The organism is Microcoleus sp. B4-C2 (genome assembly GCF_036705265.1).
GTDB lineage: Bacteria > Cyanobacteriota > Cyanobacteriia > Cyanobacteriales > Microcoleaceae > Microcoleus.
In genome coordinates, this window is sequence record NZ_JAUBUB010000072.1 from 1 (window position 1) to 21,316 (window position 21,316).

Consider the following 21,316-nt stretch of genomic DNA (forward strand, 5'->3'; position numbering starts at 1 on the left):
CCGCCCGTCCTTTTTGGACGGGCGGGACGCCCATCCCACTTTCAAGAGTGGAAGTTATTTAATTCTCATTCCTAAGTTAAAAAAGCTCTCCAGGTCGCCGCTAAAATAATCGCTGCGATCGCTCCTATCAGGGTATTGAAAAAATTTACCACCTCGTTCGTCAGCCACTCAAACTTTGATTGCACCGTCGCCCCAATCACGCTCTCGATGTTAGTGGCAATAAAAGCTGCCATAACACAAAAAACAATTCCTGTCAAGTCAATTAAACCGACGGCCCAACTCAAAAGCGCAATCAAAATTGATCCGACAATACCTGCGATCGTTCCTTCCAAACTTACTGCCCCTTCCGTACCCCTGGGTACAGGTTGCAAGCTGGTAATCAAAAAAGTCCGCTTCCCGTAAGCTTTGCCGATTTCGCTGGCGCAGGTATCGGAAAGTTTGGTGCAAAAACTCGCCGCGTAACCCAGCAATAACAGGGAAATAGCATCTTGTGGCACAGGCATCTTGCCTGTCTCTGCTAAAACAGACATCTTGCCTGTCTGTGCTAAAACAGACATCTTTCCTGTATCTCCCAAAATAGATAATGCCAAAACTCCCAAAGCGCAAAGAGTAGCGGTTAAAGCCGAACCCCAGACATTTTCTGGGCCTCTGGCGCCTGAACGCTTTTCGGCTATGCCTTCTGCTTCTTTTTGGGCTTTGCCGATGCGGGTAACTCCCGATCCGACAAGAAAGTAAAACATCACCACAGCATAGCCTCGCCATCCTAAACAGCCCCAGATGAGGACGCCCAGCGCCCAGCCGTGAAATTGGCCTGCGGGAGTGAGCAATTTTTTAGGAGCAATGGTGGCGATCGTGAGTAAAAATGTATTTAGGGCGATCGCCACCAACCAAGGATTAGACCAAGATAAATAATTAAAGAACAATTCTGAATTCTGCATTTAGCACCTCCATGAACCAAGTCTTATTTCATCTTGCCTTCCCCGTGACCGATATTGCCCAAACAAAAGCGTTCTATGTAGACGGGCTCGGCTGCGAACTAGGTCGCGAATCGCCTAATTCTGCGATTATGGGCTTGTGCGGCCATCAAATTGTCGCCCACGTCAGCCGCGAACCTTTGACGCCTCAGCGAGGCATCTATCCCCGGCATTTTGGGTTAATTTTTACTTCCGAAGCTGACTGGGAAGGGTTGCTAGAAAAAGCCCAGCAAAACAACTTAAATTTCTATCAAGAACCGAGACGGCGATTTGTCGGTTTGCCTACAGAACACCGTACTTTCTTCTTAGAAGACCCTTTCCACAATATACTTGAGTTCAAGTATTATTGTGAAGCTGAAGCAATTTTTGGCCGCAGCGAATACGCTGAAGTCGGGGATGCTGTTTGATATCTAGTCGGGTAGCGATTTGCCGTGTTCGTGGGGGCGGGTTTACAACATTGTTGGTTTTAACTCACATCTTGCACCATTGTCAAGAACAGGCATCTTGCCTGTTCCACAATAAAATTCATCTCTTGTGGAACAGGCATCTTGCCTGTTCCTAAACAAGTAATTGAGAATGGTGCAATATCTCAGTTTTAAGCAATTATTGTAGGTGAAACCCGCCCTAAAAAATTTGACATTATACAAGAATGAATCAAACGGTTAATCAGGAACTTTCAATGGTTCTGACAGTGCTTCAGCGACCGCTTTTAAACTGCTGGAATGCCTCGCCATCATGGCATGGGCAAAAACCGACAATTTTACTTCTTTGGCCGCCGATATTTGGGAACTAGAAGCGGGTACGATGATGAAATCCCAATCTGTCCAAATCGAAGTAAAATTGAGCTTTTCCAACAAAGCAGTATCTCGATTTAAATCTTCTAGAAAAGCACTGCCGGGACGCATTTGGATGCAGCCTTTTCCCCAGAGAGTGTAAGCCATCCAAGTACCGCTGTGAGGAGAAGATATGGCAATAAAGCGCTGCACTCTGTTAATGCCGCCTAACCTTTGCAGGTAGTAGCGAGTTACTAAGCCGCCCATGCTCAATCCTACTATATCTAAATGCTGTTCAGGCGCAAAGGTTTTGTCTATATAATCTGCTATTTGTTGGGCTAATTCGTCTATGCTGGCGTTGCCCCAATGGGGCGAAAGATTGAGGGTGTAGACTGACCATCCCAGTTGGGTCAGGTAGGCAGACATTTTGTGAAAAATTCCCGATTTTCGGAAGATTCCGTGAATTAGCAAGACTGGGTTGCGGCTGAAATTGCTATTCATTTTTAAGTGGGAATTTTATTTTCTATAGGTGCTTTGAGTTCTTCAACTATTGCGTTAATACTTAGGGGTTCTGTCACCATTTGGCGGTGCAGCAAAACGTTGACTTTAACTTCTTTACCTACTGGCATTTGGGAGCTGTTCGCCGGTACAATCATTATGTCAAATGGCGTCCACATTGATGTAAAGTTTATGCGTTTGAGCATTGTCACATCTTGATTCAAATCGCGCAGCAAGCCACTATCGGGGCGCATATCCAGGTATCCTGGTAGGCGTAGGGAATAGGCGGTGAGGGTGCCGTGGTGGGGGGAAGAGAGGGTGATGAAACGCTGTACGCGGTTGATTCCTCCGAGTCGCTGGACGTAGTAGCGGCTGACGATGCCGCCCATGCTGTAGCCTACTATGTCTAAAGATTGTTCTGGATCGAAGGTTTCAGAGATGTAGTCTGCGAGTTGCTTGGCGAGTAAGTCGAGGCTGAGGCTACCGTCGTTGGGGGTGAGGTTGAGGCTGTGGACTGACCATCCGAGTTGGGTGAGGCGGGCGGACATTTTGCTGAAAATCATCTTTGTGTCCCAGATGCCGTGTATCAGGATGACGGGATTGCGATCGAGCGAACTGTTCATTTGAAAAGAAAATTGCTTGCTAATTACAGCATAAATCACTCCCCTAGGGAGTTTTACCCGTACTAGGACAGCTAGCGAATCGGATCGAGGTACGATCGACCATTAGTGGGAATCCCTAACAAATTCTGAGATACTTGTAAATAAGTGCAAAGCAGCCTGGTATTTATACTTAGTAATTTGCTTTGATGAGGTAGCTTAGATACAGCAAAATGTAAATTTTGATTAAGAAATGTAGACAAAAGTTGCCTTACCTCGTAGTCTAATTTTGTTGACAAGCTTGTAAAAATTTCTCTAAAAGAACAAAAGGAGTAAGTCTAATGTTTGGTTTTATCAAAAATTTCTTCGGCGGTATTTTCGGCTTTTTCGGCAGACTATTGGGCTTGAAAAAGTCTGAATATTTCCTAGATTTGGGTGAATCGGGAGGGAAGGAACCAGCAAAAGTTGCGCCTGCGAAGGCTGAGCCTGTTGCGATCGCACCGGCAAAAGTTGAGCCTGTTAAGTCTGAGAAGTCTGAGAAGTCTGAACCGGCTAAGAAGGCTAAGGTAGAGAAAAAGTCTAAGAAAGACAAGGAACCAGTTGCTAGCGTTCCTGCTAATACTCCCGAACCTGCGAAGGTACCTGCGGTTGCAGCAACTAACGGCAAAGTGCCGAGTCAAGCTGAACCGAATCGGACTTTTGCTCCTAATAATTTAATGCCGACACCAACTGGAAGTCGTCGGAGCCCTGGCCCCAGCATGAACAATTTCCGGGAAATGGCTCGTCAGGTGAAAACGAAGTAGGAAATTGGGAATTGATAATAGGGAATTGGGCATTGGATAATTCCCAATGCTGGCGTTAACAATTTAAAAATGGGATTGCTCATTTTTAATTTTAACTATTTGTTCTATTCCCTATTTTCTGGGTTTCTGAGGAAGGCTAATCCGCTGTATAGCTGAAAAGCTGAGTCCCAAGGAGTTTCTGATTTGCGCTCGACTTCTATATGAGATTCGATCTTGCTCAACATATTAGTGTAATCGAGCACTGTCTCGGCAAAGGGCGTAAATTCTGACCAAACTGTAACGTCAAGCTGGCGATCGAATATTTCCAATAAGTTATTCCAGTTAATTCTGGTGGTACTTTGAGGAAGTTGTTGAGAGTTTTTGACTGTCGATGTTTTGTTTTTCGGGTTCGGTGAAGTGGGGATATCGGCAGAAGCTTTGGTGAAGTCAACTCCTTGTTGAAATTCGTAACTTTGGTCGCAAATTCGCAGAATGCAGTTTCTGCTGGGAATGTGTAAGTCACAGATTTGAGCGTAATCTTGCCGGATTTCTCTGTGGCGAAATTGATCCTTTCTTCGGTTGGGCGAGTAGTCCATGACTTCGATGAACATCGGCAACAAGCCTTCTACTCTTTGGGTAACTTCTGACCAGCTAAATTCGATCGCACCGAGTCGTGAGAGTTTATCTTTGCAAACAACGGCTGGAGAAGAGAGAGACTGGAAGTGTTGCACTCGGAAGATTTGGATTTTTTGAATATCGCTTAAGGTTGCCCAAAATACGGGAATGCCGGCGTTGAGGAGTTCTTGACCATAAATTCGGAGTTCGGCGATGGGGCCAGTTTTGTAGAGTCTCCAGCCGCGGCTTTGGATTTGCATCCGGGTTGTGTAGGCGTCGATTTTAAATATTCTGCTGATATTTTGTACGGCTGCGGCTTTGTTTTCGGGACTCACGGGTTCGAGGATGAGGAGTCCGGGTTCGAGGTTGCTGGGGTCGTTTTTAGCAGTTTCTATGGCTTGTTGGCGGAGGTTTTGTTGTGCGGTTTCAATCCGTTGAATAGCTTGGCGGGTCTGGGAGAGGATTTTGGGGTTGGTGATGTCGCGGAGTATTTGTTTGTAGGTTGTTTGGGCTTTTTCGAGCTTGTTGGTGAGTTCGTAGTAGCGGGCAATATAGTATTGTACCCACGGATTTTCGGGGGAGTCTTTTTGTAGTTTTTTGATGAGTTGGGCAGCTTGTTTGTATTCTTTACCATCGAGGGCGGCGACTATTTGGTTGATGTCTGTCATGGCGATTGGGGGAATGGCGTTGTTTCTATCTTGGCTGATGTTTGGGTGGTTTCGCCACTGGTTAAAAAATTTTGCTGTTGTGTTAACTTATAGATATAGCAATCCTTGCAGGAGTCGTAAATTTTTGACCCCACCCCAACCCTCCCCTTATCAAGGGGAGGGAGTAAGAAATTTACAAATGATTTAGGATGGCTAAGCTGTTGCGGCATTTAAATTGTCTGTCAAAAAACAATCTAACTCTTGTGGGGAGTAGGGGCCCTAGCGTCCCGCCCGCCCTGAATATGCAATTTAAAGGCGCGACAGCTTATATGATATGAAACTATGACAATCATTGAAAAAATACGTGTCAAAATTGTCAAAAATGATTTTGAGCTTTCACAACACGCAGTAAACCAAAGCATAGTTCGCCGTATCAGAGTACAAGAACTCCGGGAAGCAATAATGGCCGGTGAAGTTATCGAAGAGTATCCCGATGACAAATATGGCCCAAGCTGTTTGATTTTCGGTTTGACCATTGGCAATAGACCTTTGCACGTTCAGTGCAGTTATCCATCTCGTCCTTTGGTAAAAATCATTACTTTATACGAACCAGAACCGAAAATCTGGAGTAATTTTAAGTTAAGGATAAATCAAAATGAACAATGATATTTGGCTAGAAACAATGGTGGAAGAAAAAGTAAGTTATACCCTTGAAATCAATGGTAAGTTTATTATCATTGAAAATGTTCCTGCTAGAGTGTGTGTGGAAACGGGAGAGCGCTTTTTTTCACCTGAAACTGTAGAACAGTTGCAGAAGATGATTTGGGAAGAGAGAAAGCCTATTAGGGTGATTGAAACACCTGTTTTTGAGTTTGCTTAGCACTTGGTTTAAATTGAGTTAAAGCTGATTGGAATTAACGCTTAATGTGTAAGTACCTTTGCTTGTGCGATCGCCTCCTTTAACAACTATTTTATAAGTGCCGTTACTAGGCAATTTTACGGTGAGTTGAGACTCTCGGCGATTCTGGGAGTTGCCTGTTTTTTGGGCAATATTTTTGCCGCTGGTGTCGAACAGTGTTATGTTGTGGTCGAATGCTCTGCTTTTGAGGTCGATCGTCATAGATTGACCTGCGCGTCCTTGGAAGGCGTGTTCGCGGGATTCGCCTTCTTTTAAGGTTTCTCGGCGCTCTAGGAGGGAGAGAGAGAGGTGACTTTTGGTCGATCGACATTGCTCAAATCTAAGCGGTAATTTGTGGTTGTTGCACCAGGGCCATTTCCGTTTCTGACTGCGATGATAAAGGCTGTTTTGTTGTTGGGGTCTCGGACTATTTTGTCAATAAATTGGGATTGTATTTGTTTTGCTGTTAGAGGTTTAGGTTGGTTGAAGTTGGGTTGTGAGGTACAGAAAAGCACGGATCCATCTAGATAGCGGGCGGCGTAGAACCAATAGTTTTGACCGTTAGTTGTAAATTCGTTTCTGCTAAAGATAGTGAATCTTTCAAGTTGTGCTAGTTGCTGGTTACGGTTACAATTTTTATCGATGTATATTTCGTTGGCTGATGGCTGTTGCTGGGCGAAAACTGCTGGGACGGTGGTGGTGACAATTGCTGAGATGATGGTGAGGGTGAGGGTGAAGGGCGATCGGGTTTTCATAAATACTTGTTTCTATTTATTGTTGTCAGGTATTGTACGCTGTACTTCCTATTCTATCTCTGTTTTAAATACTTTTCTAATTCCGCAGTGCGCTGTTTCGTCATGCGATCCAAACATTCATTGAGGAAACCTCGATAACCCGTACCGCCACGATTTTTATAAACTTCAAATTCACAGGTTTTATCTCTTAACTGAATCCACCCTAATTGTGCTTCGGAAAGTAGCGCCCGCTCTTCGCCGCTCAATTGGGAAATCAGTTGTTTGTAAATCTCGTTAAGTCGTTGATCCGAGGCTTCGTAATTCAACCGAATACAAGCTCTGACTTGCACATCTCCTTGCGGGCGATCGCAATTAATCTGTTGAGCAATGGGAAAGCTCGGAGATTGTGCAGAAACTGATGTTGTACCGAAAATTGCCAAAAGTGCGTGAAGCGAAGCTATCCCGTAGGGAATCGACCAAAAGAGCGATCGACCTTTCCTCAACTCTATTTTCATTCCTCCTCAACCCATTTATCTGATAATTCCTCTTAACACGAGACAGAGTTGATTTGATTAATTTAAGTGTTTTTTTATATTTACTGAATTAAAACGCCTTTTTTTATCAGATTCCAAAAGTGTGCTTGAGTGCTGCATCCACTGCCACCATATCCGACAAAATACCAATTTTGCGATCGATTTCAACTTCTAGAAGCGTCACAAGATTGTCTGTCATAATTACCGAGTCAGCTAGCAATCCCGTTTGCTGCCCTTCCGGTGTTGCTAGGGAAACAAAAACCCGGCTTGGGTGTCCTGAACGGGCTAAGTTGCTAGTAATCATTGCCGTAATTGTTTGCCCTAAACCAGTCCCCAGATTATTAGCTTGAACTATCAAAGCTGGACGGCGTTTCGCAGTACGCAAATCCGAGCTGGGAAACAAAACCAAAACCACATCACCGCGACTATAAGGCATCGTAAGCATCCATCTCCGGTAGTTCCCAATCAGGAGCAAATCTACTCAACCGAACCCGTAAATCGGCGGCTTGTTCCTGGTTGATACCGCGAGATTGCAAGTTTACTAACCCTAATTTTGGCATAAAAGTAACAATAACTTGCGCTTCTTCTATGTCGGCAGGCATTTCCAATAACTCAATTTTGCCATTTCGGTATATCCCCTCTACTGACTGTAACATATTACTCCTATGATAATTATCTATTTACATTTTAGCTGCGATCGCCAAACCCATCCAGTCTCCGATCGGCTTGGTGGATATTAGCACTTCTCAAAGGCCGCGCCAACTAAAGACAAAGCCACAATCGGAGCTGTCACCGCTCTCAGAATTCTACTCCCCAAAGAAACAGCTTCAAAACCCAATTCGATCGCCCTTTCCACCTCACCCTCAGTCCATCCACCCTCCGGGCCAATAGCTATGACAATCGATAATTCTCCCCCAGGGGGCGGGCACGGGGGCACCGCCCCTACAAAATGGGGTTCTAATTCTTGCTCCCCCCTTACCAAGGGGGGCTGGGGGGGTTCTAAATTACCCAACAAACAATCCCACAAATGCCGATTCTCCCCGCGAGCCACACAGATATATCGATATTTTTGACCGCAATTTTTCACAGCAAAATCAAACGAAATAGGATCTAAAATCGTCGGCACAAGTTGACGTTCCGACTGTTCCGCCGCCTCCGCAGCAATTCTTCTCCACCGATCGACTTTTTGATCGCTTGGTTTGAGCAAAGTTCGATCGCTCGTTACCGGCACAATACTTGCCACACCCAACTCCGTCGCCTGCCTCACAACCTCGTCAAAGCCGTTTCCCTTGGGCAATGCCGCCATCAAAGTTACTTCAACGGGTAGCTCCCTGTTCACAGCAATCTCCTCTGCTATCGAGGCAAATAACCCGGTTTCCCGTACTTCTAGGACTGCTAACCACCAATGCCCTCGCCCGTCCATCGCAATAAATCGATCGCCCGCTTGCAAACGTAGCACTCGATTTAAATAATGCTGCTGTTCTCTAGTTAGGTCGATTTGGCGATCGCAAATTTGAGCTGCTGTAACTGCTAATCTTTGTAGTTGAGGCATTGAATTGGGGATTGTTCGTTTTCTATTAGAGATTTTTTTTATTTAACCGCAGAGAACGCAGAGAACGCAGAGGAAGAGAGAATGAGAGGAGATAGGCAGGCGGGGTTTCAATTGTTCAAAAAACTATAAAGGCAAAGCATCTACAACCGGAATTATTTTACAAATTCAAGTTTTTTTCTGCAAATGCTCTGCCTTTATATTACTTTTGCCAGAAGTCTATTGAATACTATCGAAAATCGGCTTATCCTTCCTCCTTAATCTTCTTTAAATAAGTGGAAATGGCTTCTGTAGCTAGCTGCGTGATTGGCTTGCCCTGACGGGCTGCTTCTTCCTTGAGCTCGTTGTAGATTTCATCGCGGACGCTAATTCGACGGCGGACTTTGCCACCGCCAGCAGTGGCAGTCTCATTTGCATCGTCGTTACTAGACGTAACTTCTAATTCATTAATCTCAGTTGTCATCGAGTCAGCAGATTGGTAGTTGGTTACAAATTGACGGATAGATTCTAACCCGACGCGATCGCAAAAATTGCCAAAACTCTCGCTCAGTTGCCGTTTTTGCTTGAAATAAACAAAAATTGGCTCCAGAAAAGCTTCAAAATCCTTGACGTGCAGCTTTTCCTCAATGGGTTTTGCCAGCCGCGTTTGGTCGGGAGAACCGCCCAGCCAAATCTGGTAGGATTCCGGGGAACTCCCGACAAACCCCAATTCTGCCATATAAGGGCGGGCGCATCCATTTGGGCAACCCGTCATCCGCACCACAAAATGCTCGTCTGCCAAGCCAACTTTGGTCAAAAGTGCGCGAATTCGCTCTAAAATGCTGGGAATCACGCGCTCAGACTCGGTAATCGCTAACCCGCAAGTCGGCATTGCTGGACAAGCCATCCCATAGCGCACCAATGGGTCGAGATCAGTTTCTCGCTGAATGCCGCATCGATCGAGTATTCCCTGAATTTCTTCTTTAACATCCGGCGAAACATCGTAAATCAGAACGTTTTGGTGTGGCGTCGCCAGTATCGGCAAGTTGTACTTCTGCACAATTTCCCGCAAAGCAGTTTTTAGCTGAAATGAACCTTCATCCTTGATCCGGCCATTATCCACAGAAATGCCGACAAACAGCTTGCCGTCTCCTTGTTCGTGCCAGCCCAAGAAATCCAAATACTTCCACTCAGGCAGCGGTTTAAAGGCTTCTAGCGGCTTGCCAAAATATTCTGCTACTTTTTCGCGGAACCACTGTACGCCTTTGTCGTTAATCAGGTACTTCAGCCGCGCGTGCCGTCTGTCTGTGCGATCGCCGTAATCTCTCTGGGTTGCTACAATTGCCTTGACCAAATCGTAAACATCGTCCTTGGCCACATAGCAAATCTCATCCGCAACCCGCGCAAAAGTCTCTTCTTTGTTGTGAGTACGGCCCAAACCGCCGCCAGCAAACACGTCAAAACCTTGCAACTCGCCAGCTTCATTGGTAATTACCACCAAGCTCAAATCCTGAGAGTACAAGTCAATTGAATTGTCTCCCGGCACGGTAACGGAACACTTGAACTTGCGCGGCATATAATGGCTGCCGTAAATCGGTTCTTCTTTGTCGTCGCTAAAGATTGTGCCGTTGCCGTTTTTCTGTCTCGCGGCCTTGACTGCGGGGTCTTCCTCGGCTGAAACAGCTTTTTCGCCGTCCAACCAAATTTCGTAATAAGCACCGGTTTGCGGTGTCAGCAAATCGGCGACATTGTTGGCGTATTGCAGCGCATACTGGTATTCTGGGCGATTTTTGTATGGTGCTGGCGGTGCCATGACGTTGCGGTTCAAGTCGCCGCAAGCTCCCAAGGTTGACCCCATATTTTTAATAATTGAGGAAAACACTACTTTAAGATTTTTTTTCAACACGCCGTGCAGTTGGAAACCTTGGCGCGTTGTGACGCGGAGCGTGTGGTTGCCGTATTCTTCAGATAGCTTGTCTAAGGCTAGGTATAATTGCGGCGGAGTGAACCCGCCGGGATTGCGGGTGCGGAGCATGAACTGATAGTCTTTTTCTTGTCCTTTAACTCGATTGTCGCGGTTGTCTTGCTGGTACGAGCCGTGAAATTTGAGAATCTGAATCCCCTCTTCGGTGAAGTGGGTAGTTTCTTGTAACAATTCAGTCGCAACGGGTTCTCGTAAATAGTTGCTGCGTTCTTTGAGACCTTCTGATTTAGAGGGTTTGCGCGCAACTGGGGTTGAAGTGGAAGATGTGATCATGGGAATGTATAGTGCCAGTTATAATTAGATACAGCCGATCGAATATTTCTTGACAATTTGACACTTGACAAATTTGCACTTGACAAATCTCCTCAGAAATGCTGTGTCGGATCTGTTGACAACTCGGTTAACAACTAAGTTAACAAGTAAGTTAATAACGGTAATCCGCTAGGAATTCTGATGTTGTACTATTGTAACACGATCGAGCCGGGGCTGAAAAATTGTAATTAAGAGTTTATACTTTCGATCGCTTAAGTGTACGAAACTTTAGAAATAATTAACCTCAACCTTTGAAACTATGTCACTGTATGACGAAGACACTTTTGTGGTGTTAGAAACAAACCAGCCAGAGCAGTTTTTGACTGCGGCGGAACTGTTAGAAAAGCTGAAAGCCGTCTTAACCGAGAAACACGAAGATTTGCCGCAGGACGTGCATAAAATATCGGGCGTGGAAGCTCAAGCCAAGTATTTGATTGATACTTATTGTGAATTAGATGTGGGGCCTGGAAAATTTTTGCAGTGGTACGCAGTGCGTCTAGAAAAGTAATTTTGGGCATCGGGCATCGGGCATCGCGCATTGGGCATCGGGCATGGAGAATTGGTTATTAGAACCAACAAGTAACAAATAGCAAATAACAACAAACAAATAATAAGCAACAACTAACTCATGCCCAATTCCCAATTCCCAATTCCCAATGGTTAATCTTCTAACTGTTGAACCGATGATACTTCAACTGCGGTAACATCGATCGTACCGGGCGGTGTCAAGCGACTAAAATGACCTTCCTCTATTTTCAGAGGTTCGCCGCAGTTGGCACACTGAAGCTGAGTTTGATTTAAAGCTGTAAATTCGTATTGACAAACGGGACAATTGTCCGTAATTAAATTGCTTTTCAGCCACAACTGAAGCGCGAAAAATGCGACCACAGGCGTCAGCACCAAAAAAGCTACTAAAATCAACACTGATTTAACTATCCAACCCAAACCAATAGACACCAACAAATACGCGATGCCCAGCAGTATCAGCCAATTACTAATACGGGGTAGCTTGAAAGATATTTTGGGGGTGCCTTGGTTCACTGTGGTCTCCTTGGGTGTCTTTGCAGGTAGGCATAACTCTATCCTACTCAGAAATTCCGGCGGTCGATCGAGTTAATTTTCCCATTGTACACCCAGAAACCGCTCTCTACGGCATAAGCTTATCTGAGTCAGAGGGTTGAAAAATTCCTAGTAAGGATTGACAAAGGGATTCAAAACTAAATCTTGCGAGGGTTTGTTCCCTCAACCAATGGCGATCGCACCTTTTATCTTCCCCTCGCAGCATTTCCACACAAGCAACCGCTACTGCTTCTGAATCTCGGTGGGGAACTCGCCATCCCAGTTTACCATCTTGCAGCGGATCTGCCGACCCGTCTGCGTCTCCCGCGAGTACGGGTACTCCGCAAGCCAGCGCTTCCAAATAAACTATACCGAAGCCTTCCTGGGAGGGCATTACATAAGCATCTGCCAACTGGTAATGTGCTGCTAAATTTTCTGTTGGTACAAAACCCGCAAATATTACTCTTTCGGCAATTCCCAAATCTTCCGCAAGTTTGACTAATCTAGATCGATCGTCTCCGCGTCCAATAACTAAGTATTTCACATTGGGAAAAGTTTTGGCTATTTGCGGCAAAGCTTGAATTGTGACATCGACGCCTTTGTAAATATCCGTCGATCGCAATCTGGCTACAGTCATCAATATTTTAGCACCAACTAAATTGTACTGCTCTAATAAATCCTGTGGCTTCGGCCCATTCGTAAATATATTTTCATCTACCGTACAAGGCACTATTTGGAATTTTTCGGGATTTAAGTTGTTAATTTCGCAAGTACGCGCGGCGAAGCTATCCCGTAGGGAATCGCGCGTGTACCTGCTAATAGTCCAAATACTGTCAGCTTTGCTCATTGCTATTTTATATTTGGGAGCAAGCGGTTCCCAAACTTCCTTGCCGTAAGTTAAAATTGTGTAGGGAATTCCCAGCGGCTGGCACAGAATTTGAATTAGCGGTGCAAGTTTTATGTGACCGCAAAAAACCCGCTGCGGTCGTTTTTGCAGCAATCGAGTTAGTAATACTGTAGCAAAATTAAGACGACCAAACCCGAGATTCTCGGTTTTGAGATAATAAAATTTCAGATTTTTTGACTCGTAAGCATTGTTGCAGTCTTCGGAATCTCGCAGCAGCAAAACTTCAGCTTGAGGCGGCGAGTTTGTCCTTGCGCTTATGGACAGGTAAGCTTTGAGAATGTCTTTAACGTAGGATTGAATACCGCCTTCGCTGGCAAATATTTCTAGGAAACAGAATAGGTAATTTGGCGATCGCATCTCAGATTTAGGCATTGACAGCGCAGACAATTATTGCAGTATATAGCAATCCTAAATCATCTGTGAATTTCTTACTCCCTCCCCTTACTAAGGGGAGGGTTGGGGTGGGGTAAAAAATTTACGACTCCTGCAAGGATTGCTATAGTGATTTTGCCAATCCCGGCGATCGCCATTGTCCAGAGCTTTTAAACCATGTCAAGATGACTGTAGTTGCAGGTTTTACAGGCAAATATTTGACTCCCCTACTCTCACCGTTGGTTTTGAGGGACGATCGGCTTTCTAACTAGGGCTTTTTAACGGGCTGCATGGGTGAGCGCGAAGCTTTGCTTTCAGTTTACTATGAGATACCGTTATTAACGGTAAACTTAATGATTTTTTACAATATCCTACCCCAAGCAAAATTTAAGATTTATTGAGTTGGCGCGGCGCGTCCGACCAGACCGAGGATTAGCAGATCGGTGTCGATATAGGCGATCGCATCTTTAGTTTTTGGTAAAAGTATGGTCTATCCAAAGATAGATAGCGAGGCTGTTTTTAACTGTTATCATCAGCAAACATAGAGAGTTAAATTCAATATGACTCGACCAGGTTTTAAAAGCAATTTCTGAAATATTTTGTTGAAAATATTCTCCTAAAATTTTCTCACAAGGGAAAAATTTCAATGCTCATAAAGCATTTAAAAAATTCAAGCATCGTTGATTTCTGGAGCAGGGAGGAGCGATACTGGATATTCGTATCTTTTCTGTTTCCAAAAGCAGTCTAACGAGCCGAGCCAGAAAGTTTTACGAGCAGAAAAAAAACAAGGTATCGTACAATAATGTACGAAGAAAAGCAGACCCCTAAAACATTAAGTATTCGAGCTTAAACCTGACCAAAGCTAATGTTAGGTTGGCAACGTCATATTTACGAGTGACTCTCTCAAAACGAGAATTCATTGGAGTTTGAGGTGAAACGAGTAACGATCGCACTCAGTCTTTTTAGTCTACTCAGCAGCACTCTGGCAAGTTGCACCGCAGCTTCCCAGAAAGCTCAAAACGGCACACAACCAAGCAACTCAGAACTTTCATCAGTTGCTGTAGCAGTCCGTGACCTCGGTAATCCATTCTTCGTACAAGTTGGCAAGGGCGCTGAGGCCGCAGCCAAGAAAATCGGCGGTGCAAACGTGAGGACAACTCTCGTTTCCAGCGGCGACGATTTAAATCAGCAATTTAATCAAATCGAAAACTTTATTGCCTCTAATGTCAGCATGATTGTACTCAATGCTGCTGACACCAAAGGTATTGCACCCGCTGTCGAAAAAGCCAAGCAAGCCGGAATTCCTATAATTGCAGTTGATACCGCCGCCGAGGGAGGCGTTGATGCCACAGTTACTTCAAATAACGTGCAAGCTGGCGAAGTAAGCTGTCAATATATAGCCGATCGCTTGCAAGGAAAAGGCAGCGTGGTTATTATCAACGGGCCTCCCGTCGCTTCAGTCGTCGAGCGAGTTCAGGGTTGCCAAAGTGTCTTCTCCAAATATCCCAACCTCAAGGTTCTTTCCAAAGATCAGAACGCTGAAGGCAGCCGCGATGGCGGGTTAAGAGTGATGAGCGATTTGCTTACTTCCTTCCCGAAAATTGATGCTGTTTTTGCAATTAATGACCCCTGTGCCATTGGTGCAGAATTAGCAGCCAAACAAGCACAAAGAAGCGAGTTCTTTATTGTTGGAGTCGATGGTGCACCTGAAGCTTTAGATGCACTCAAGCAGAACAACAGTTTATTTGTGGCTACAGCAGCTCAAGATCCATTTCGCATGGCAGCCAAAGCCGTTGAAGTCGGGAACGACATTCTCAAGGGAAAAAAGCCAGCCAATCCAAATATTCTGATTCCAGTCGCGCTGATTACTCGCGAAAACGTCGATCGACATAAAGGCTGGACAAGCGAGTGACCTTCTTCGTGTCAAGTTAAGCTGTCAGTCCGCCAGTCCGCCAGGGACTGAAGTCCCTGGCTAATAGCTAAAGTCCTCTGAAGAGGACTCAGAAGAAGACTTTTCAAACTCATTAGATCTCTCCCAAAAAGCCTGTCAAGAACAGGTATCTTGCCTGTTCCACAAGAATTATGGGAGATGTCTATTAGTCCTCTTCAGAGGACTTTAGCTTTGAGGCAGGGGTTTCAACCCCTGCCGGACTGCGGGAAAGAGCGTGGAAAGTTGGCCTCAATGGCAAGTGACATCCTCCTACACCAAATTTACAATGGTAAATAGCACTCAAAATTCAATTAAAACTAAGCCCGTACTCGAAATGCAAGGTATTACAAAAACCTTTCATGGTTTTACAGCTTTGCACGATGTAAATATCACCGTTTACCCAGGCGAAGTCCACGCCCTCATGGGGGAAAACGGTGCGGGCAAAAGTACGCTGATGAAAATTCTGGCGGGAGCCTACATAGCCGATGCAGGCGAAATCAGAATTGACGGTCAAGCTGTTAAGATGACAGACCCCGGTCAAGCCAGAAATTTAGGGATAGCGATTATTTATCAAGAACTCAATCTCGCCCCCAATCTGACAGTTGCTGAAAACATTTTTATGGGCAGCGAGCTGAAGAAAGGAGGTACATTTTTAGACCAAGATGAAATGCGGCGTAGAGCCGCTGAGGTATTAACAAACCTCGACGCAAGTTTTGATGCTGGAGACCTGGTTTCCACACTTTCAATTGCCGAACAGCAGCAAGTGGAAATAGCTAGGGCGCTCAAAGATAAAAGCCGAATTTTAGTGATGGACGAGCCGACGGCCGCGCTTTCAGACCGCGAAACAGATAAGCTTTTTGAAGTGGTTCGCCGCTTGCGGAATGAGGGCATTGCTATTATTTATATCAGCCACCGGATGGAAGAGATTTATGCCCTTGCTGATCGCGTGAGCGTGATCCGAGATGGCGGGTATATTGGCTCTCTTGAAAAGCACGAAATTTCTGCTAATCGCCTGGTGGAAATGATGGTGGGTCGTTCTTTACAGGATTTGTACGAACACAAGCATCAAACAACACCGGGTGCAGTTGTTCTTGAGGTAACAAATTTAAGCGACGGCCGCAAAGTAAAGCTTGCTACTTTCCAACTTCATGCAGGCGAAATTCTGGGTTTAGCTGGTTTAGTTGGCGCCGGCAGAACAGAACTTGCCCGCCTGATTTTTGGTGCAGATCGAAAGACAAGCGGTGAAATCAAACTCGAAAATCGTCATCTCAATGTCTCGACACCCAATGAAGCAATGGCCGCCGGAATTGCTTACGTGCCAGAAGATCGCAAGGCTCTCGGACTATTTTTGGAGGCAAGTTCGGGTGAAAATATCACCATGAATGTCCTAGATCGAGAAGCAAAAGCTGGCATTATTAACTCAAATTTTCTGTTAAAAATTGTCAATGATGCTATTAATAATTTGCAGATTCGCCTTGCAAGTCCGAGCATCAGGGCAATGGATCTTTCTGGGGGGAATCAGCAGAAGTTGCTGCTAGCGCGTTGGTTGGCTATCAACCCAAAGGTACTTTTGCTAGATGAACCAACGCGAGGTGTGGACATTGGCGCAAAAAGCGAAATTTATCGAATTATTAGCGATTTGGCAGCCAAGGGTGTAGGTATTTTAATGATTTCCAGCGAGTTGCCGGAAATTGTGGGAATGAGCGATCGCGTCTTAGTGATGCGAGCAGGAAGCCTCGTCGGTGAAGTAGGCGGATCGACTGGGGAAGCAATTACGCAAGAGAACATTATGGCTTATGCCACCGGGGCAACAGAGGTAAAAAAATCATGAGTCAAACAGAAGTAAAAAGCACCAGAAATCAATCAAGCGATCGCCAAAAAGCCAGTAAAGCTCAAGCTTGGAAAAACTTCATCCAAGTGGCCGGTATCCTGCCGATTTTGGTTGGCATCTGTATAATTTTTTCCCTGGTAACGCCCAACTTTCTTTCAGTTGGAAATTTGATCAATGTCATCCGGCAAGCATCGATTAATATTGTCCTAGCTACCGGCATGACTTTTGTGATTTTGACTGGCGGAATTGACCTTTCTGTCGGGTCAATTTTGGGCGTGACGGCAGTTGTCGGGGTGCTGGTTTCCTTAGTTCCAGGTCTTGGTTGGTTTGCCGTACCGGCTGCGTTAATAGCGGGAATATTTTTGGGATTGCTTAACGGCTCGCTAATTGCCTATTTAGGTTTGCCTCCGTTCATCGTCACCCTCGGTTCTTACACGGCTTTGCGGGGAGTTGCTTATTTAGTAGCTAACGGCACTACAGTTATCAATAGAAATCTCAATTTCGCTTGGATAGGTAACAGCTATGTTGGCTCTATTCCCTGGTTAGTTATTATCGCTTTTCTCGCCGTTTTAGCGAGTTGGTTTGTCTTGCGACGGACTGTTTTGGGGAGACATATTTACGCCGTGGGAGGTAACATCCGGGCAGCACGATTGACAGGTATTAAGGTGAGTCGGGTGCTTTTGTTTGTTTACGGTGTTAGCGGGATGCTTTCGGGTTTAGGCGGAATTATGAGCGCCTCGCGCCTCTACAGTGCGACGGGGATGTTGGGGCAAGGCTACGAATTAGATGCGATCGCTGCTGTAATTTTGGGAGGAACGAGTTTCACAGGTGGAATTGGCACTATTTGGGGTACTTTGCTTGGGGCTTTAATTATTGCCCTGCTCAATAATGGGCTAACTCTCATGAACGTGTCTTTCTTCTGGCAGTTAGTTGTTAAAGGTCTGGTGATAATTATTGCAGTGACGATTGACAAAGTTCGTACCGGTTCAAGTGCAGCGTAAAGGTATTGCTAATTCGGTGTATCGGTTCCTTATGCGGAGCTTTTTCCTATGCACATCCAGCATTTTTATCACCTGATTACTGCTTTTATCCTGGGATCACCTGCTGTATTTCTACTAACATTATCCCCAAGTTTTGGTGCACCAATTGATAGATTAGTTGCTCCTGAACAGTTAAATCCCTTGGCAGAAGACCCCTTCGCGCAGGTGAATTTTGTCTCTCAACTCTCGGATGTAAAACCAACTGACTGGGCGTTTCAGGCGCTGCAATCTCTAGTAGAACGCTACGGCTGCATAGTCGGTTATCCCGACGGCACCTACAGAGGAAACCGGGCGCTGACCCGGTACGAATTTGCAGCAGGATTAAATAGCTGTCTCGATCGAGTCAGCGAACTAATTGCCACAGGAACAACCAACCAGATTACTAGGGAAGATTTAGCGATCGTCCAAAAGCTGCAAGCAGAATTTGCCACTGAATTATCGGTGTTGCGGGGTCGAGTCGATACTCTCGATGCACGCACAGCCGAACTAGAAGCGAATCAGTTCTCGACTACGACGAAGCTAAATGCGGAAATTATTGTGGTGGTAACAGATACCTCCGGTAACAGTGTTGGGGATTCGCGCGATCGCACCAACACGATTCTTGCCAACCGGGGGCGATTAAATTTTGAAACCAGTTTCACCGGTCGCGATATGCTGAGAACCCGTTTGGAATTCGGCAACTTGGGGAGGATTGCCGATGAGACGGGTACAAATATGACGGCCTTGAACTTTGATGGCAATGTCGATAACACAATCACCGTCCCTCACGTATTGTATGTGACCCCGCTGACCTCTAATCTGGCGCTGACCGTCGGCCCCACAGGTGTTGGGTATCCCGATATTACGGATTTGCTGACTCCTCCCACGATCGCCAGCGATAGTGAGGGAATTCCCTCGAAGTTCGGACAATACAATCCCCTCTACCGCCGGGGAGGTGGGGGTGCTGCTGTCAACTGGACGATCGTCAAAAACCTCACCCTGACTGTGGGCTATGTAGCCGGCAATCCCAATCTGTCGCAGCAAAGTAACGGTTTATTCAACGGTTCCTACAATGCTTTGGTTCAGCTAGCCTACCGGGGCGATCGCGGAGCAATTGGCGTAGCCTATTCTCGTACCTTTGCACCAAGCGGTAAAGCTGATCTCACAGGCGGTACGGGCAGTTTTCTCGCTGCGCGACCCTTTGGGGACAATATTGCTACATCCAGCGATTCTGTAGGCGTACAAGGATTTTACCGCCTTGCTCCCCGGTTGCAAGTTCACGGTTGGGGCGTTTATACTCGCGCCAATGCTGAAAATTCCGGTGTTAGCAGCGTTTCTGATGGTAGAGGTGGCGTGGTTTTGCTAAATGTTGACGGGGACGATCGCGCCGATATTGTGTATGGGGCGATCGGGGTAAGTTTCCCAGATGTGGGAGGTGAAGGCAATCTACCGGGGGTTTTAGTGGGTTTACCAGGTCGCGTGACGAGCAGTAATGTGCGCCGCGAGCGAGATACTTCCTATCACATTGAAGCTTTCTATCGCTTTCAGGTCAACGACAACATTTCCATCACCCCTGGTGTTTGGGCCGTTGTTAATCCTGAGAATGACAGTCGCAACGACACTCAATGGGTTTGGTTGCTTCGCACTGGCTTTAACTTTTAAGCGGAAAGATATTTTAGTAACCTAGTCCAGGACACAAAAACCCAGTTTCTTGACGTAATTGCCTCATTTGAGACGATAATCGCGAGAAACCGGGTTTTTTAGACTAATAGTGCATCCAGGGCTTCTATTCCATGCCACACAACAAAAAACCCCTACCATCGCTGGCTGGGGTAGAAAATTATCAGGGTGCATCTACTAATATTTGCAACTATAACATACATTTGTGGGGTGTCACCCTTCAGGGGTGACACCCAACGAGGATTTCCAGTCAGAATAAGTTATGATTTAATATGCCAATGATTAACAAAGCTTTTATATCATCTCGTTCTGTCCCAGCCGCTCTAAAATTTAAGATTTAGAATAAATCTGTGCTAGACCTCAAATTAATCCGAGAAAACCCGCAAGCCGTGCAAGAAAGCCTCAACCTGCGCGGAGGTAACTATGAAATCGAGCCGATTTTGCAATTAGACAAACAGCAGCGGGAGTTGGAAGGCAAGCGATCGCAACTACAAGCCCGCAGCAACGAAATTGCCAAACTCATCGGTCAAAAAAGAAAATCGGGTTTACCCCTCGAATCTCCCGAAATTCAGGAACTGCAGGCAGAAGGCAACGCTGTCGGCACCGAGTCGAACGAACTGCAAGCACAGGAAAAAGACTTAAAAGCTCAAATAGAAGCTTTATTGCTGCCGCTGCCAAACTTGCCTGGTTCCTCAACGCCGATCGGCAAAAATGAAGAAGAAAACGTCGAAATCCGGCGCTGGGGAGACGAATACATTCCCCAAAATTCCGGTATTTTACCGCACTGGGAAATCGGCGAAAAATTAGGAATTATCAACTTTGAACGGGCAGTAAAAATCGCTCAGCCCCGCTTTGTCAGCTTAATGGGAGCCGGGGCCGCCCTAGAAAGAGCAATTATTCAATTCATGCTCGATCGCCACACAAAAGCAGGTTATGTAGAAGTAATTCCCCCATTTTTAGTTAACACTGAATCCCTCACAGCTACGGGTCAATTACCCAAATTTGCTGAAGAAAGTTTCAAGTGCGACCAAGATGATTTGTGGTTAATTCCTACTTCCGAAGTTCCGGTTGTCAATTTGTACAGAGGTGAAATTTTGACAGCAGAACAGTTGCCAATTTATCACTGTTCTTACACTCCTTGTTTTCGCCGGGAAGCTGGCAGTTACGGCAAAGATACGCGGGGATTAATTCGATTGCACCAATTTAATAAAGTTGAATTGGTAAAACTTGTGCATCCGAGTACCTCCGAGGCAGAGCACGAAAAGTTAGTGCAGGATGCTGAGGGAGTTTTGCAGGCGCTGAAATTGCCTTATCGGGCGATCGCGCTGTGTACCGGCGACTTAGGTTTCGCCGCAGCCAAAACCTACGATTTAGAGGTGTGGCTGCCATCTGCGGGCAAATACCGCGAGATTTCGAGTTGTTCCAACGTGGCAGATTTTCAGGCGCGGCGGGCCAATATTCGCTTTAAAGAAGCGGGGAAAAAAGGCACTCAATTCGTTCACGCGCTGAACGGTTCCGGTTTAGCTGTGGGTCGCACAATGGCGGCTATTTTGGAGAATTACCAGCAGCCCGACGGGACGGTAAAAGTGCCGGAAGCCTTACAACCGTATTTGGGACGAGAAGTTTTATAGACAAGATGAT

The 21,316-nt window shown here is 45.8% G+C and carries 24 protein-coding genes; 11 read left to right on the top strand and 13 right to left on the bottom strand.

Annotated features, from left to right (window positions below; genetic code table 11):
• Positions 1–71: 71 nt before the first annotated feature.
• Positions 72–938, bottom strand: a complete 867-nt coding sequence (locus tag QUB20_RS19700) for a TIGR00297 family protein (protein ID WP_333248576.1) — start codon at positions 936–938, stop codon at positions 72–74.
• An 11-nt stretch (positions 939–949) separates the two neighbouring features.
• Here QUB20_RS19700 and QUB20_RS19705 point away from each other — a divergent pair, with 11 nt between their 5' ends.
• On the top strand, positions 950–1,381 hold the full coding sequence (locus QUB20_RS19705) for a VOC family protein (RefSeq protein WP_333044474.1): 432 nt from the start codon (positions 950–952) through the stop codon (positions 1,379–1,381).
• Between the two features lie 255 nt (positions 1,382–1,636).
• Here QUB20_RS19705 and QUB20_RS19710 read toward each other — a convergent pair whose 3' ends face one another.
• Together QUB20_RS19710 and QUB20_RS19715 are read right to left on the bottom strand one after the other, a co-directional pair.
• A complete protein-coding gene (locus tag QUB20_RS19710) occupies positions 1,637–2,248 on the bottom strand; it encodes an alpha/beta fold hydrolase (RefSeq protein WP_333248572.1) in 612 nt (203 codons plus the stop codon).
• 2 nt (positions 2,249–2,250) lie between these two features.
• Positions 2,251–2,868, bottom strand: a complete 618-nt coding sequence (locus QUB20_RS19715; RefSeq protein WP_333248570.1) for a triacylglycerol lipase — start codon at positions 2,866–2,868, stop codon at positions 2,251–2,253.
• A 317-nt stretch (positions 2,869–3,185) separates the two neighbouring features.
• Between QUB20_RS19715 and QUB20_RS19720 the strand changes: the two genes are divergently transcribed.
• On the top strand, positions 3,186–3,647 hold the full coding sequence (locus tag QUB20_RS19720) for a hypothetical protein (RefSeq protein WP_333248567.1): 462 nt from the start codon (positions 3,186–3,188) through the stop codon (positions 3,645–3,647).
• A gap of 104 nt (positions 3,648–3,751) precedes the next feature.
• Here QUB20_RS19720 and QUB20_RS19725 read toward each other — a convergent pair whose 3' ends face one another.
• Positions 3,752–4,909 carry a tetratricopeptide repeat protein gene (locus QUB20_RS19725; RefSeq protein ID WP_333248565.1) on the bottom strand — a complete coding sequence of 386 codons (1,158 nt, stop codon included), beginning with the start codon at positions 4,907–4,909 and terminating at the stop codon, positions 3,752–3,754.
• Between the two features lie 321 nt (positions 4,910–5,230).
• Here QUB20_RS19725 and QUB20_RS19730 point away from each other — a divergent pair, with 321 nt between their 5' ends.
• Positions 5,231–5,554: a DUF4258 domain-containing protein gene (locus QUB20_RS19730; RefSeq protein WP_333248563.1), complete on the top strand. Its 324-nt coding sequence runs from the start codon at positions 5,231–5,233 to the stop codon at positions 5,552–5,554.
• Positions 5,544–5,768: a YgiT-type zinc finger protein gene (locus QUB20_RS19735; RefSeq protein ID WP_333237349.1), complete on the top strand. Its 225-nt coding sequence runs from the start codon at positions 5,544–5,546 to the stop codon at positions 5,766–5,768. The genes QUB20_RS19730 and QUB20_RS19735 overlap by 11 nt, the downstream gene beginning before the upstream one ends.
• A gap of 18 nt (positions 5,769–5,786) precedes the next feature.
• Here the strand turns inward: QUB20_RS19735 and QUB20_RS19740 are convergent, their stop codons facing one another.
• From QUB20_RS19740 to sir, 7 genes are all read right to left on the bottom strand, one after another.
• The gene (locus QUB20_RS19740) at positions 5,787–6,008 is read right to left on the bottom strand and encodes a hypothetical protein (RefSeq protein ID WP_333248561.1); all 222 of its coding nucleotides are present in this window, start codon (positions 6,006–6,008) and stop codon (positions 5,787–5,789) included.
• Between the two features lie 68 nt (positions 6,009–6,076).
• Positions 6,077–6,541 (bottom strand): hypothetical protein, encoded by a 465-nt coding sequence (locus QUB20_RS19745; RefSeq protein ID WP_333248559.1) that lies wholly within the window; start codon positions 6,539–6,541, stop codon positions 6,077–6,079.
• Between the two features lie 53 nt (positions 6,542–6,594).
• Positions 6,595–7,035, bottom strand: coding sequence for a lysozyme inhibitor LprI family protein (locus QUB20_RS19750; protein ID WP_333237355.1), 441 nt, complete (start codon positions 7,033–7,035; stop codon positions 6,595–6,597).
• Positions 7,036–7,141: 106 nt separating this feature from the next.
• Entirely contained in the window at positions 7,142–7,489 is a 348-nt protein-coding gene (locus tag QUB20_RS19755; RefSeq protein WP_333231359.1) for a type II toxin-antitoxin system PemK/MazF family toxin, read from the bottom strand.
• Complete coding sequence (locus tag QUB20_RS19760; protein ID WP_333248557.1) at positions 7,479–7,709, bottom strand: hypothetical protein; 231 nt, start codon at positions 7,707–7,709, stop codon at positions 7,479–7,481. Before QUB20_RS19760 ends, QUB20_RS19755 begins: the two co-directional genes overlap by 11 nt.
• An 80-nt stretch (positions 7,710–7,789) precedes the next feature.
• A complete protein-coding gene (locus tag QUB20_RS19765; protein ID WP_333248555.1) occupies positions 7,790–8,605 on the bottom strand; it encodes a 16S rRNA (uracil(1498)-N(3))-methyltransferase in 816 nt (271 codons plus the stop codon).
• Positions 8,606–8,846: 241 nt separating this feature from the next.
• Entirely contained in the window at positions 8,847–10,838 is a 1,992-nt protein-coding gene (sir, locus tag QUB20_RS19770; RefSeq protein ID WP_333248553.1) for a sulfite reductase, ferredoxin dependent, read from the bottom strand.
• A 298-nt stretch (positions 10,839–11,136) separates the two neighbouring features.
• Between sir and QUB20_RS19775 the strand changes: the two genes are divergently transcribed.
• Positions 11,137–11,385 (top strand): chlororespiratory reduction protein 7, encoded by a 249-nt coding sequence (locus QUB20_RS19775; protein WP_333248551.1) that lies wholly within the window; start codon positions 11,137–11,139, stop codon positions 11,383–11,385.
• 152 nt (positions 11,386–11,537) lie between these two features.
• Here the strand turns inward: QUB20_RS19775 and QUB20_RS19780 are convergent, their stop codons facing one another.
• Both QUB20_RS19780 and QUB20_RS19785 read right to left on the bottom strand, forming a co-directional pair.
• Positions 11,538–11,918 (bottom strand): hypothetical protein, encoded by a 381-nt coding sequence (locus tag QUB20_RS19780; protein ID WP_333248549.1) that lies wholly within the window; start codon positions 11,916–11,918, stop codon positions 11,538–11,540.
• A gap of 106 nt (positions 11,919–12,024) precedes the next feature.
• Positions 12,025–13,215 (bottom strand): glycosyltransferase family 4 protein, encoded by a 1,191-nt coding sequence (locus tag QUB20_RS19785; protein ID WP_333248548.1) that lies wholly within the window; start codon positions 13,213–13,215, stop codon positions 12,025–12,027.
• A 931-nt stretch (positions 13,216–14,146) separates the two neighbouring features.
• On the opposite strand from QUB20_RS19785, the gene QUB20_RS19790 reads away from it, so the two are divergent.
• The 6 genes from QUB20_RS19790 to serS all read left to right on the top strand — a co-directional run bounded on the left by QUB20_RS19790 (position 14,147) and on the right by serS (position 21,306).
• The gene (locus tag QUB20_RS19790; protein ID WP_333248546.1) at positions 14,147–15,127 is read left to right on the top strand and encodes an ABC transporter substrate-binding protein; all 981 of its coding nucleotides are present in this window, start codon (positions 14,147–14,149) and stop codon (positions 15,125–15,127) included.
• Positions 15,128–15,277: 150 nt separating this feature from the next.
• On the top strand, positions 15,278–15,442 hold the full coding sequence (locus QUB20_RS19795; protein WP_333291595.1) for a hypothetical protein: 165 nt from the start codon (positions 15,278–15,280) through the stop codon (positions 15,440–15,442).
• Complete coding sequence (locus QUB20_RS19800; protein ID WP_333291597.1) at positions 15,432–16,976, top strand: sugar ABC transporter ATP-binding protein; 1,545 nt, start codon at positions 15,432–15,434, stop codon at positions 16,974–16,976. The genes QUB20_RS19795 and QUB20_RS19800 overlap by 11 nt, the downstream gene beginning before the upstream one ends.
• Positions 16,973–17,977: an ABC transporter permease subunit gene (locus QUB20_RS19805; protein ID WP_333248542.1), complete on the top strand. Its 1,005-nt coding sequence runs from the start codon at positions 16,973–16,975 to the stop codon at positions 17,975–17,977. The genes QUB20_RS19800 and QUB20_RS19805 overlap by 4 nt, the downstream gene beginning before the upstream one ends.
• 48 nt (positions 17,978–18,025) lie before the next feature.
• A complete protein-coding gene (locus tag QUB20_RS19810; protein ID WP_333248540.1) occupies positions 18,026–19,657 on the top strand; it encodes an iron uptake porin in 1,632 nt (543 codons plus the stop codon).
• A gap of 368 nt (positions 19,658–20,025) precedes the next feature.
• Complete coding sequence (gene serS / locus QUB20_RS19815) at positions 20,026–21,306, top strand: serine--tRNA ligase (protein ID WP_333248538.1); 1,281 nt, start codon at positions 20,026–20,028, stop codon at positions 21,304–21,306.
• Positions 21,307–21,316 lie beyond the last annotated feature (10 nt).